The 12,553-nt window shown below is 48.6% G+C and carries 9 protein-coding genes and 1 pseudogene; 2 read left to right on the top strand and 8 right to left on the bottom strand.

Translation table 11 applies throughout. The annotated features are described in order from the left end of the window. Nucleotides 1–12: 12 nt before the first annotated feature. The 3 genes from hisC to trkA form a co-directional block, all read right to left on the bottom strand. Entirely contained in the window at nucleotides 13–1,092 is a 1,080-nt protein-coding gene (gene hisC, locus PGS38_RS03035; protein WP_118699795.1) for a histidinol-phosphate transaminase, read from the bottom strand. A gap of 160 nt (nucleotides 1,093–1,252) precedes the next feature. Further along, nucleotides 1,253–2,695 (bottom strand): TrkH family potassium uptake protein, encoded by a 1,443-nt coding sequence (locus tag PGS38_RS03030; RefSeq protein ID WP_118699794.1) that lies wholly within the window; start codon nucleotides 2,693–2,695, stop codon nucleotides 1,253–1,255. A 15-nt stretch (nucleotides 2,696–2,710) separates the two neighbouring features. Next, on the bottom strand, nucleotides 2,711–4,084 hold the full coding sequence (gene trkA, locus PGS38_RS03025) for a Trk system potassium transporter TrkA (protein WP_334304477.1): 1,374 nt from the start codon (nucleotides 4,082–4,084) through the stop codon (nucleotides 2,711–2,713). Between the two features lie 171 nt (nucleotides 4,085–4,255). Between trkA and PGS38_RS03020 the strand changes: the two genes are divergently transcribed. After that, nucleotides 4,256–6,079 (top strand): S8 family peptidase, encoded by a 1,824-nt coding sequence (locus tag PGS38_RS03020; RefSeq protein ID WP_270475899.1) that lies wholly within the window; start codon nucleotides 4,256–4,258, stop codon nucleotides 6,077–6,079. 209 nt (nucleotides 6,080–6,288) lie between these two features. On the opposite strand, the gene PGS38_RS03015 is transcribed toward PGS38_RS03020, so the two are convergent. The 3 genes from PGS38_RS03015 to PGS38_RS17635 all read right to left on the bottom strand — a co-directional run bounded on the left by PGS38_RS03015 (nucleotide 6,289) and on the right by PGS38_RS17635 (nucleotide 8,272). Continuing rightward, entirely contained in the window at nucleotides 6,289–7,428 is a 1,140-nt protein-coding gene (locus PGS38_RS03015; protein WP_055227801.1) for a type II toxin-antitoxin system HipA family toxin, read from the bottom strand. Continuing rightward, a complete protein-coding gene (locus PGS38_RS03010; RefSeq protein WP_055227803.1) occupies nucleotides 7,415–7,693 on the bottom strand; it encodes a helix-turn-helix domain-containing protein in 279 nt (92 codons plus the stop codon). The genes PGS38_RS03015 and PGS38_RS03010 overlap by 14 nt, the downstream gene beginning before the upstream one ends. A gap of 486 nt (nucleotides 7,694–8,179) precedes the next feature. Continuing rightward, a complete protein-coding gene (locus PGS38_RS17635; protein WP_334294909.1) occupies nucleotides 8,180–8,272 on the bottom strand; it encodes a DUF6783 domain-containing protein in 93 nt (30 codons plus the stop codon). On the opposite strand from PGS38_RS17635, the pseudogene PGS38_RS17630 reads away from it, so the two are divergent. After that, nucleotides 8,243–8,404: pseudogene (locus PGS38_RS17630) on the top strand (DUF6783 domain-containing protein); the annotation flags it as partial. The gene PGS38_RS17635 and the pseudogene PGS38_RS17630 sit on opposite strands and share 30 nt — an antisense overlap. Before the next feature lie 39 nt (nucleotides 8,405–8,443). Here PGS38_RS17630 and PGS38_RS03000 read toward each other — a convergent pair. Both PGS38_RS03000 and PGS38_RS02995 read right to left on the bottom strand, forming a co-directional pair. After that, entirely contained in the window at nucleotides 8,444–11,464 is a 3,021-nt protein-coding gene (locus tag PGS38_RS03000; RefSeq protein ID WP_270475897.1) for a YfhO family protein, read from the bottom strand. Further along, complete coding sequence (locus PGS38_RS02995; RefSeq protein ID WP_119188696.1) at nucleotides 11,461–12,552, bottom strand: glycosyltransferase family 2 protein; 1,092 nt, start codon at nucleotides 12,550–12,552, stop codon at nucleotides 11,461–11,463. The genes PGS38_RS03000 and PGS38_RS02995 overlap by 4 nt, the downstream gene beginning before the upstream one ends. Nucleotide 12,553: the final 1 nt, after the last annotated feature.

Here is a 12,553-nt window from a genome sequence, read left to right as displayed (position 1 = left end):
CAATCCGCTTCGCTACTTGCTTGATTCGGTTAAGTAATCTTTCAAAAAATCAAACAGCGTCTGCATTTCTTCCCGCGTACCAATCGTAATACGCAGATAATTGTCAATGCGGGGTTTCTCAAAATACCGCACATAAATATGGCGTTCCCGGAGTGCCTGAAAAATCTTCCCGGCCGGTACGCTTTTGTGCGTTGCGAAAATAAAGTTCGATTTCGAATCTTCGAAAGAAAATCCCAGCTTTTTCAGCTCCTCCTTCGACCACTCTCTCGTTTCCATCACTTTTTTCACCGTCTTGCGGAAATATTCCACATCGCGGATCGCTGCGGCTCCGGCTGCGATCGTGGTCTGATTCATGGTATACGAATTGAAGGAATATTTCACATCGTTCAGATACGAAATCATCTTCTCATTTCCGATTGCATAGCCGATGCGCATGCCGGCAAGCGAACGGGATTTTGATGTTGTCTGCACAACCAGCAGATTTTCATATTTTTCCAGCAGCGGCTGCGCAGTGGCTGCTCCGAAATCGACATATGCCTCATCTACGATCACAACCACATCCGGGTTATGCTGCAATATCGATTCGATCGCAGAAAGCGAAAGCTCCACACCCGTCGGTGCATTCGGGTTCGGGAACACGATTCCGCCATTTGGATGATTCTCTGCAAAATACTGCTCCGGCACAATGCAGAAATTTTCATCGAGCGGGATCTGCTCGTACGGAATGCGGAATTCCTCCGCCCAGACATCGTAGAAGGAATACGTAATGTCCGGGAAAAGAATCGGTTTATCAGAGTTAAAATACGTCATAAAAGCCATTGCCAGAACGTCATCCGAACCGACGCCGACAAAAATCTGTTTCGGACTTACATGGTAGACATCCGCGATCGCCTGCACCAGTTCTGCCGCGGTCGGATCCGGATAGAGACGGAGAGTATCCTCTTCTGCTACCCGTTTGATCGCCTCTGCGGCTTTTGGTGACGGCGGATACGGATTCTCATTCGTATTCAGCTTAATCATGTCAGCCTCATGCGGCTGTTCACCCGGTACATACGGCACAACTTTTCTTACATTCTTTTCCCAGTTACTCATAAGTTCCTTCCTTTCTGCCTGTGATCAGGAAATGCACCCTGACTTTATTCCGTCTTTCTGTTTTTTTGGAAACCCTGTGAATCGTAACCATTTTTTCTTTTCCTTCTGCCCCGGCAGTTCCCCGCCAATGCGAAGTCCCTTTTCTTCCCGGTGAACCGCTTTATCCTCTCTTCTTCCAAGTAGACGGATAGAAAAGGATCAGCATCGGAAACAGTTCCAGACGGCCTGCCAGCATATCGAAAATCAGAATCAGCTTGGAAACCGGACTGTATCCGAAAAAGTTACTGGTCGGTCCTACCTGGTCAAGACCAGGTCCGATGTTGTTCAGTGTTGCGGCAACTGCCGTGAAGTTTGTCTCGAAGGAAAATCCATCAATACTGATGATCAGCATGGAAAAGCTGTAGATCACCAGATAAACAATCAAAAATACGTTGATCGCCCGCAGAACCTCATGCTCTACCGGGTGATCGTCGAAACGGATGCGTTTGATACTGCGCGGATGTACGATCGAACCAAGCTCTTTTTTCACGGTTTTTAAGAGGATCAGGATTCGCGAAACCTTGATTCCGCCTCCCGTTGAACCGGCACAGGCTCCGATGAACATCAGCATCACCAGAATACATTTTGACAGCTCCGGCCAGAGGTCAAAGTCCGTCGTGGAATAACCCGTTGTCGTGATAATCGATCCGACCTGGAAAAAGGCAGTCCGCACCGCTTCACCGATGGAATGGTACATCGGATAGGTATTCCAGGAAATCACGCCTCCTGCCAGAAGGATAATCAGGAAATACGCTCTTACCTCCTGGGACGAAATGGCGGCCTTTCCCTTTTTGCAAAGCATCAGATAATAAAAGTTAAAATTCACACCGAACGCAATCATGGCGATTGTCAGAATCCACTGCTGCAGTGGTGTGTACACTGCACAACCGCTGTTCAACACGGCAAAACCTCCTGTTCCGGCAGCTCCCATGGCGAGTGTGACAGAATCAAATGTCTTCATGCCGGAAAGCAGCAGGGCAGCAATGGTAAAAAGTGTCATGCCAAGATAAATCTGATACAGAATTTTAGCAGTTCCGCGCACTCTCGGAACAAATTTGGAAACGGTCGGTCCCGGGCTCTCTGCCTTCATCAGGTTCATGACGGAACCGCCCTTCATCGGAAGCAATGCAAGAATGAACACAAGAACGCCCATACCGCCAATCCAGTGGGAAAAGCTTCTCCAGAACAGGCTGGCGTGTGAAAGGGCTTCCACATCACTCAAAATGCTGGCTCCTGTCGTTGTAAAACCGGAAACGATCTCAAACAGCGCATTGATATAAAACGGAATTTCCCCCGTAATTACAAACGGCACCGCTCCGAAAACACCAAGGACAACCCAGCTTAACGAAACGCAGACAAATCCGTCGCGGGAATAGATTTCCATATTGGACGGTTTTCTGAAGCAGAGGATCAGACCGGCCGCAATGCAGAGCAGTCCCCAGATAAGATACGCAAAGCCTGTCTTTTCCTGATACATGGCTCCGACCAGCGCCGGAAACAGCATCAGCATACCTTCCACTTTCAGCACCCAGCTGATGACAAAACGAATCATTTTATAGTTCATAATCCGCTTCCCCCGTTACTCTGCCAGAATCTCATGGATATCCTGAAGACCGGTTTCCGTTGTTACGATAATGACGGAATCTCCTGCCTCAAAGGAATCCTGTCCACCCGGAATGATGACCTTTCCCTGTCTGTTAATCGCTGCTACCAGAAGGTTTGGCCGTGTTTTCATATCCTGCAGACGGATGCCGATCATACGGCAATTCTGGTTCACGATAAACTCAAGAGCCTCCACACGGTCTTCCATCAGCTTATACAGCGTCTCAACGTTGCTTCCGATGGAGTTTTTCATTGCCCGGACATACTGCAGAATGTACTCTGCGGTGATGTGTTTCGGGTAGATCAGGCTGTCCAGGTTCAGGCTGTGGATAACATCATTAAATTCCAGATGGTTGATTTTCGTTACAACCTTTGAGGATACCTTCTCTTTCGCATACAGCGACAGAATGATGTTTTCCTCATCCATATCGGTGCAGGCCACAAAGGAATCCATATTCTGGATGCGCTCCTCTTTTAAGAGCTCCTGGTCACTTCCGTCACCGTAAATAACGGTTGCATCCGGCAGTGCTTCGCTTAAAACCTCACAGCGATCCTTATTTTTCTCGATAATCTTGACTTCGACGTTCATATTTGCCAGTGATTTTGCGAGATAATACGTAATTTCACCGCCGCCGACAATCATCGTATTGTGTACCTTGTTTGTATGAACACCAATTTTCTTAAACAGGCTCTCTGCGTTCTGCGGTGTGGTAATGATGGAAAGGCTGTCTTTTGCCTGGATCACAAAATTTCCATCCGGTATGTAAACCTCGCCGTTTCGCTCAACAGCACAGACCAGCAGACTGTACTGAAGCGCTCCGGCCAGCTCACGCAGCGACATATGGACAATTTTCGATGTTTCCGGCACTTTAAAGCGCAGCATTTCGATTCTTCCGCGGGAAAAGCTGTCGATCTCAATCGCAGATGGGAACCGCAGCAGTCTTGCCATTTCCATGGCGGCCGCGTGCTCCGGGTTGATGATCATGGACAGACCCAGCTTTTTACGGATAAATTCTCTCTCCTCCCGATACATCGGATTTCGGACTCTGGCGATGGTGTGACAGTCTGCTGCCTGTTTGGCGATGACACAGCAAAGCAGGTTCATTTCATCACTTTTGGTTACGGCAATCATCAGATCCGCATGCTCAATATCCGCCTCCTGAAGCACCTGATAGCTTGCTCCGTTTCCTACAATTCCCATAACGTCGTAGGTGTTGGAGACGTTGCGGACGACAATACTGTCTGTGTCGATGACCGTCACAAGGTTGTCCTCGCGGCTCAGCTGGGCGGTCAGTGCGGCTCCGACTTTTCCGCAGCCCACAATGATAATTTTCATGTTCTCTCCCTTCAATGCAAAAGCATTTCGCGTAAAATAGTAAAGACCCGCCAGGCGGCATCGTAAAACCATTTTTCGATGCACTCCAAAAAGCAGATCTGTACCCCTATTGTACGATGGCGATTATATCATATTTCCAGGAAAAGCGGAATAGATTTTAACAACATTTTGGACGGAGTTTTTGTAATGATTGATCAAAAAAGGGAAAACCTGTTGAACCTTGCGCTGGCCGCAACGGAAGTCGAACGGCGGCGTGTGCCGGAGCTTTCGGCAGGTTATAACTCTTACAGCAAAACATGGGAAGTAATTGTACAGTATCAGGGAGACCTGGCTTTTCTGGAGGAGCAGGGAGTTCGTGTGACGCTGCTGCTGTTTTCGTATGCCATTCTTCTGGTTCCGGAGTCCCTGATGGATTACGTGACAGGACTGCCGCAGATTACCTATCTGGAGAAACCGAAATTACTTTATTTCGCAGATGCATTTGTGCGGAGCATATCCTGTATTACGCCTGTGCAGGAGGGGGTTATGGGTCTGTCTGGGAATGGGGTGCTGCTTGCATGCATTGATTCAGGCGTGGACTATGCGCATCCTGATTTCTGCGCACCGGACGGGACAAGCCGAATTGCAATTTTATGGGATCAGACGATTCCGGGGAATCCTCCGATGGGGTATGCTCTTGGGTCGGTATATACACGGCAGCAGATCAATGAGGCACTTGCATCTTCTACGCCGGAAGAACGGTTTGCCCTCGTGCCGTCCCGCGATGTAACGGGGCATGGGACAGCGGTGCTCGGAATCGCAGCGGGAAATGGGAGATCCTCGGCATATGCGGCCATGCGGGGCGTGGCACCGGAAGCAACACTCGTGGTCGTAAAGCTTGGGAATCCTGATCCGGCGGATCTGCCGCGGACATCGCAATTGCTGCAGGCGGTGGATTTCTGCGTAAGATATGCACTTCTGGTGGAGCGGCCGCTTGTGATTAATTTGAGCTTCGGGAATAATTACGGTTCGCACAGCGGGGATTCCTTACTTGAAACGTATTTGAATGCAGTGTCAAATTTAGGGCAGAACGTGATCTGTATCGGGGCAGGAAATGAAGGGGATACCGGACGCCATTATGCCGGGAACCTAAAGTCGGATCGCAAGTCGTCCGGTCAGACGCAAACAGTCCGTGCGACATCTGATCCGGCTGCGACGTCTGCGGTCTCGGCAACGGCTGACCGCGCTGTCTCCGTCGAATTTCAGGTCGGTGCTTATGAATCCTCGTTCAGTCTCCAGATCTGGAAGGTTTATGGGGATGAAATCTCGATCGAACTGATTTCCCCCGGCGGCATCCGCTCCGGCACGCTCTCTCCTGTCCTCGGCACGGCGCGTCTGACGCTTGGTCCGACAGAACTTCTCCTGTTTTATGGCATGCCATCCCCCTACAGCCAGGCGCAGGAAATTTACCTGACCTTTCAGGGCACAGGAAACCATCTGTCCGTCGAAAACGGCATCTGGACCTTGCGTCTCACCCCCGGCCGCCTGATCTCTGGTTCCTTTGACCTCTGGCTTCCCGGCGGAAATGCCATCGGTCTACAGACCCGCTTCTTCTCTCCCACTGCCGACACCACACTCACCATCCCTTCCACCGCCCGCTCCGCTATCACGGTCGGTGCCTATGATCCCCGCCTCTCCTCCTATGCCAGCTTCTCCGGCCGCGGCTATACCCGTATTCTCCACGAAATCAAACCTGATCTCGCCGCCCCGGGTGTCAATATCCCAGCTCCCCGTTCCGGCGGCGGCTATGCTTCCTTCACCGGCACCTCGTTTGCCACGCCTTTTGTATCGGGAAGCGCCGCGCTTATGATGGAATGGGGCATTCTGCGCGGAAATGACCCGTTTTTATATGGTGAAAAACTGAAAGCTTATCTCATTGCAGGTGCAAAACCCATCGCATCCGAGAGCGAATACCCGAACAGGCGGGTGGGATGGGGACGACTTTGTTTAGAAAGTAGCCTGCCAGATTAAAGTTATTGAAGGATTCGATAGAAGAAATAAAAGCGCAATGTAAAGAGTTAAACGACAAATGAGACATATTTTTATCTCTGTACTATCTTGTACTTTGCTACGAAAATAAAACTCGTAGCAAGGTACTTATAGTGTTCATTTGTCGGGCAACTCTTTTTTATTTAACTGTTAATAACTTGCTGTTTAAAATTTTTTGAATGCAAAGAGAATCACTTACCCAAAAGATATTCTTCCAACATTTCCTTTACTTTTTTCTCAATTTCGTCTATGATCTCTTCACACCTTGTCTTTTTCATCCCTGCACCAGTTCCTACCGCCAGTAACTCTTTTCTGCCTGGATTTCTTCCATTTCCATCTACTGACGTAGTATGTTCGCCATAATACGTATTACTGTAAGTAAGATCATATGCCGGACTTAAATGCCATTTATCTTCGTCTGCTTCGTACAAATACGTGAAGTTCTTCGAATGATCATCTCTGTTATGTGCAAAAACATTGAAACACATTCGGCGGAACATATTTTCAACATCTTCATCGCAATTGCGTGTCATGATTTTTGTCAGTTTCATTAATCCATGATAGTCCAGACTTGGCTGCTCAAAATCCAATTCCAGAATTGCAGCTGTCGTCAACATGTGCACTTTCTTTTTCCCTTTCAAACAGTTTCTCCTGTCAAACCTTTTAGTTCCAAAATATCCTTTACATTTTTCTGATGGAAACAATCTCGTTTCACTCATCATAATTCCGCAGGCCTTGGCACAGCAGGAATAGTCATATTCCATTTTTCCTGCATCTTTTCCGTCCACATGCGCTGGAAATTTGATAATCCATTCTTCATTATCAATGGTTGTCATGATTTTAGGTCTTGCTCCGCCGCTGGTACCTCCCAGCAGATACAATTCGTCCAGTTTATCCGAATACTCTGTATTCAGTATCTTTTGACACTCTTCCGCCAGTTTGTCCAGATCTGCACTGCTCTGCTCCTCTGGAAAATTCTTTTCCGGGTGATATGTCAACGCTCCCATCCCCGATGTGCCCACAATCGCCAGACGATCCAGTACGGTCAGTTCATCCGGATTTTGTTTATGTGCCCGTAACAGGCGATCCAACAGTAATCTGCCCCAATGATCTGGAAGACTGTCCGCAAAAACCCCAAATAATCCTTCAAAATGATCCTTAACTGGAACAAATACCTGTTTTTGCAAAGGCAATGAAAATGGGTTGATCGAAAATCCGGTTTCCAGCCATTCATCACTGTACTGAAATGCCACTTTGTGGTCTGCCGTCATAGCTAATGTTCCCACCGTTTGATCCTCATAACACACCTGCAGTACTTTATCTTGTTTCATTGATAACCTCCTGAATATCTTTATACGGTACCTGCGTGAAAATATTTCTGAGCTCATCTGCAAGATCCAGTGCGATTGCAATTTTCGTTAAAGATAACAGGGAAATTTGTCCTGTCGTTTCGAATCTTTTGATTGAGCCGTAACTCACTCCGCTTATAGATGCTAATTTTTCCTGCGTAATTGAACGTCTCTTTCTGATTTTTCTCACTCGCTGCGCAAGTTTTTGATCCAGTTCTTCCGGAGTTTCCCATATAAATTGTTCCATTTTTTCCCCTTCTTGTTACAGATTATATGTTATCTAAAATATCCTGTTTTTATTCAAAACAGATTATATATTATCTATTCTATTTTACCACTCACGTGCAGAAAGCACAATGATTTCCTGCCCTGTTTCCATAAAAACTCCACCCCGTTTTTGTAACTGCAGATAAATTTTGCATCTCCTTTACTCTATAGGGATAATTTGCGCTTTTTTGACTATCCGGTAGTATTTGTTTCAGAGTAAGTAAAAAAGCCTCTGCCGGGCAAAAATTTTGCTTTCCGGCAGAGGCTTTGCTGGTCAAACGGATATTCATGCAAGCATGATTCGCGATTTTTCTTCCATTTCGCATGGCTTGGAATCGTTACAAATACTGGCTGAATTCCACTTTTTCTTTATTTGGTCCTTCGATCGTGAAGAAACGGACGCCATTTTCCCAGAACGGAAGGAAATGTACTTCATCCTGCGTCGTATTCAGACCGGCCCCGGTAATCATTTCGTGAACTGCGAGTCCCAGTTCGTGGGAGATTTTATCCGAATAAGGGCGGCGTAGCGGGCTACGGCAACCGAATGAGGGTAAAATATACCGCAAAGTGGGGCTTGCAGATTGCGGAAATGATTTTTCAGACACGCTCTAGCACCTTTTTTCTCCACACAAAGGCTTGCAACGGCGTTTCCAAAACGGGCAAACGCTGCCAGTTCTTCCTGCGGCTGTAAAGATATGCTCCATTCCACCAAGCGTCACTACAACTATTTTTACACTCTGATGATATAATATTTCCGCTGTTTTTGCAACATTTTGCTCTCTCCTGCCCGTTCGCTGCCGTTTTGCTGTTTCTTTTTTTCACAGATCACAAGGATGAGTGCCAGCATTCCTCCCATCAGGCTGCACCAACTGCCAGCCGTCCGTCCGGGCGCATGGTACACAAGAACAATTTTGTGCTCGCCTGATGGGATTTTTGCGCCGAGAAATGCCGTGTTTGCGCGGAACAGCAGTGTTTCTTTCCCATCCACTTTCAGCACAAAATTTTCATCGTATGGAATGCTGGTGATGAGGTATCCGTCTCTTTCCGCGGAAACCACGCCTGTGATGCCGTCGCCGCCGTATGTTGCTGTTGTTCCGCCAATCAGGGTAACCGCCTGACTGTACAGCTGCTCCGTTTTTTCCAACGGCTGTGCCATACCAGTCCATGTCTCAAAATTTTTCAGGATATAATGGCCTTTTCCCATCCGAATGAATACGGTTCCATCTTCTTTCATCGTTACAAGATAGTTAAACTGTGTATTCCCATTGGCATACGTATGGTTGATGCCGGTCAGGCGGTTGGTCTGGCCGTTGATGCGGATAAACATATCATGACTCGCTTTCTGATTCTCCACCTCGAAAGAAACGGCGAGCAGCGTTGCTCCCTCTGCGGCACCCGGCAGCGTTGCTGAGACGGTCACGGATTTTTTCGTCTCAATCTCATATCCGTCCGCTGTCTTCTGAATGCGCAGATCTTCCTGATCGGTCTCTGGAATTTCAAGGTTTACTTTCTGAAAACAACTGTGAAACAGGGGTCCTACAGAACCATTCTTTGTATCTGAATCTGCAGCGGCTCTGAAATTATCCACAGATTCCGCCGATTTTTCCTGATCCGTGATTGCCGCTGTTGTCTTCCGCATTTCCTGATCCGGGATCACGGCTGCCGTCTCCAGTATTTCCTGGTTCTGCGGATAAGGTAACGATTTGTATTCCGTCTCGGAAACCACCTGGTCTGTCACGTAGGCAACCGGCGCTGCGGATATGGCACGATAAACCTGAAAGTCCCCGTAATCCCGGTACAGTTCATACCCTTCCGGCCGTGTTTCTGCCAGAATGTACTTCACGCCCATGAGCTGCCAGAACAGCGGATCATCGGAAACCGTCTGCATCATGCGGTTGCGGAAGGCTTCATTAATCCCATACGTCTCGTCCCGGAATTTCTTATATTCTGCATTGTATGCCGAGGAATAAATCGTCGAAACATTCTGCCCAATATCCCATATCCGGTTGACGTTCGCAAGGTTCTGTCCGCCGTCTCCATACTGCTCCATACGGTACCAGCCGGGATCCTCCGCACGGATCTCGCGGATTGCCGCTGCAATCTTGCTGTCCGTCAGAGCTTCATACGTTTTACGCGGGATCATCACATGCTTTTCCTGATTGATTGCTTTTCCGGCAAATGCAAGAATCACAGCACTAAAGACGAGCGGCAGAAACGGAAGCTCTCTGCCCCGCAGCCGTTTTTTTGCCGGAAACCACCGCCATGCCAGATAGCACGCAGTCACACAAATCACATCCAGTATGCCGAGATGCCAGTATGGTTCAAAGTATGTCTCTTGCTTTGCATTCCACATCAGAATCAGAACTATGAGGTACGGAAACAATTCTCGCAGCTCTGTCATGACTTTGCGCTTAAAATTCCCGGTGCTTCGATTTTTTCCACACTCCCGCTTCCGGACAAGCTGGTTTTCCACATAAAGCCCGACTTCTGCACAGAGGACCGGAAGAAACGGGATGAATACTTTATCTTTGCTGTACAGGCCACCGTTCAGCAGATAGCCGAACAGGGGAATACAAAAGAATACCAGCAAAAGGAAGGACAACAGTTTCTCACGCAACCGGCTCTTTCCGATCACTCTGCCCAAAAGCGCCACCCCCGCAAATGCGGAGAGGCCAATGCCATACGGCGTGTAGCAGAGACGCAGGATCAGAAACTGCGGTTTCCACATCGCCGGATCGGTAAAAAGTCCTGCGATGCCGCCCGCTGCGGTGCCGCGTCCGCCCTCGCCGCTGCCGCCGAACAAGGCGGCAGCCGATGGGATCAGCAGAATACCGGAAAGAAGGATTCCTGCGAGGACCGGAAGCGCAAAGCGGATTGCTGCGCCAAAAAAGCTCCGCAAACCCGCCAAAGCTTCAACTGTTCCTGAAGATTTTTCACCTGCCCTCTGCTTTTTCTCTGCCCCGGCCTTTTGATTCCGCGACACTTTTCGATTCTCCTGTTCCGCTTCATACGCAGCATTTTCTGTACCGCATTTCAAATACTCCGTCACCGCATACGCCGTGAGCGCAAGCAGCCCGCCGACCGAAAAATAAAAGCTGGTCAGAATCATCCCAAGAACGGAAAGAATCAGCAGACCGCTCTTTCTCTTCTGAAAATGGCGATCCACGCCCAGCAGAGCCAGCAGCAGAAACGGCATATAATTGACAAACATAAGCTGATTATAGGAATGATATAGAAGTGCGGTAGAACACGTAAAGAAAAGTGATGTAAAAAGACAGTTGCCGTAATGCAGACCCTTTTTGCTGATCCATCGATAAAAAAGCACTGCATCCGCCGCATACAGCAGCGCGGAGGAACCCATCACCCACAGGTCCATCGGGATGAACGGGAAAAGGTAGGATAACAGCATGGTCGGACTCAGCAGTCCGTAGTAGGCAAAATGGTAAATATTCTGACCTCCTCCCAGATTCCATGCGAAATCCGGGAAGAGGTTTCCGGTCGCGTAAAACCGCTTCCGGAAGTAATCGGCAAGGGTGCTGTGCTGGCTGATCCAGTCAATCGAGGAGCCGAATACGCCGTATTGCAGGACGAACAGCCGGCACAAAAGCAAAGAAAAGAAAAACAGACCAGCCGCCGTAAAATCCTTTCCGGTAAGACCTTCCAAGAAGCCGTTCCGCCGTCCTTTCGGCTGGCCTTTCTTTTTCCGTGATTTTCCCGGCTCTCTTATTTCCTTTAAGATTTCCTTTTTCATGCCCGGATTTCTCCTCTTTCAGACGCATGGCGTTTGTCGGCATACTCTGGAAAATACACGTTTTTCTTTTCTGCCGTATGGGTATCTTTTCTTCTCTTTGCAGCACTCTCCTGCTTCTTCACCGGCTGCACACTGTGCATCTTGACCGTCTCTTCACTCGTCTCCTTTAAGAGATAGATCGGACGGTGCTTTGTTTCAAGATATGTCTTGGAAAGATAAATGCCTACAATGCCCGTGCAGAAAAGCTGTACACCGCTCACCAGAAAAAGGATGCATGCCATCGACGGCCAGCCCGCAACGGGATCGCCAAACAGCAGCGTTCTTCCGATGATGAACACGATCAGAATTATAGAAATCAGGAAAAAAAGCACGCCCATGACAGATGCAAATGACAGCGGAGCTACGGAAAAACCTGTGATGCCGTCGATTGAGTACGCGAGGAGCTTTCGAAGCGGCCACTTCGACGTTCCGGCGCAGCGGTCCTCGTGCTCAAATTCCAGCCATTCTGTGTGAAAGCCGACCCATCCGAAAATCCCCTTGGAAAAGCGGTTGTACTCACTCATTTCCAGCACGGCATCCACCATTTTGCGGCTCATCAGACGGTAGTCCCGTGCACCGCTTACAATCTCTGTTCTGGAAAGGCGGTTGATCACACCGTAGAAGGCATTTGATAAGAAGGATTTGATTTTTCCCTCGCCCTCCCGCGAGCTCCGGCGTGCCGCCACACAGTCACAGGTACCGCTCTGCAGCATCGCGTACATTTTCGGAAGAAGGAACGGCGGATCCTGAAGGTCGACATCCATCACTGTTACGTAATCGCCTTTGGCCGCCTGCAGTCCGGCGTACATGGCTGCCTCTTTTCCGAAATTTCTCGAAAACGAGAGGTAACGGCAGCGCATATCCTTCTGCGCAAGCCGGCGCATCTCAAACAGACTGTGATCCCTTGAGCCGTCGTCAACAAAGATCAGCTCGAACTGAACCTTCTGCTGTTCTTCCATCTCATTCATCTGACGTACCATCGTCTCGTAGTAAACCGGAATTGCTTCCTCTTCGTTGTAGCATGGTATGATAATACTGATTGTCTCCATT

This window comes from Fusicatenibacter saccharivorans, assembly GCF_027667425.1.
GTDB lineage: Bacteria > Bacillota > Clostridia > Lachnospirales > Lachnospiraceae > Fusicatenibacter > Fusicatenibacter saccharivorans.
Note: the sequence above shows the minus strand (reverse complement) of the source record. Positions and strands in the feature narration are given on the sequence as shown.

What these genes read in the sequence shown, in the direction of transcription:
- hisC (WP_118699795.1), bottom strand. Translation starts at nt 1,092, where the DNA reads ATGAGTAACTGGGAAAAGAATGTAAGAAAAGTTGTGCCGTATGTACCG.
- PGS38_RS03030 (WP_118699794.1), bottom strand. Translation starts at nt 2,695, where the DNA reads ATGAACTATAAAATGATTCGTTTTGTCATCAGCTGGGTGCTGAAAGTG.
- PGS38_RS03020 (WP_270475899.1), top strand. Translation starts at nt 4,256, where the DNA reads ATGATTGATCAAAAAAGGGAAAACCTGTTGAACCTTGCGCTGGCCGCA.
- PGS38_RS03015 (WP_055227801.1), bottom strand. Translation starts at nt 7,428, where the DNA reads ATGAAACAAGATAAAGTACTGCAGGTGTGTTATGAGGATCAAACGGTG.
- PGS38_RS03010 (WP_055227803.1), bottom strand. Translation starts at nt 7,693, where the DNA reads ATGGAACAATTTATATGGGAAACTCCGGAAGAACTGGATCAAAAACTT.
- PGS38_RS03000 (WP_270475897.1), bottom strand. Translation starts at nt 11,464, where the DNA reads ATGAAAAAGGAAATCTTAAAGGAAATAAGAGAGCCGGGAAAATCACGG.
- PGS38_RS02995 (WP_119188696.1), bottom strand. Translation starts at nt 12,552, where the DNA reads ATGGAGACAATCAGTATTATCATACCATGCTACAACGAAGAGGAAGCA.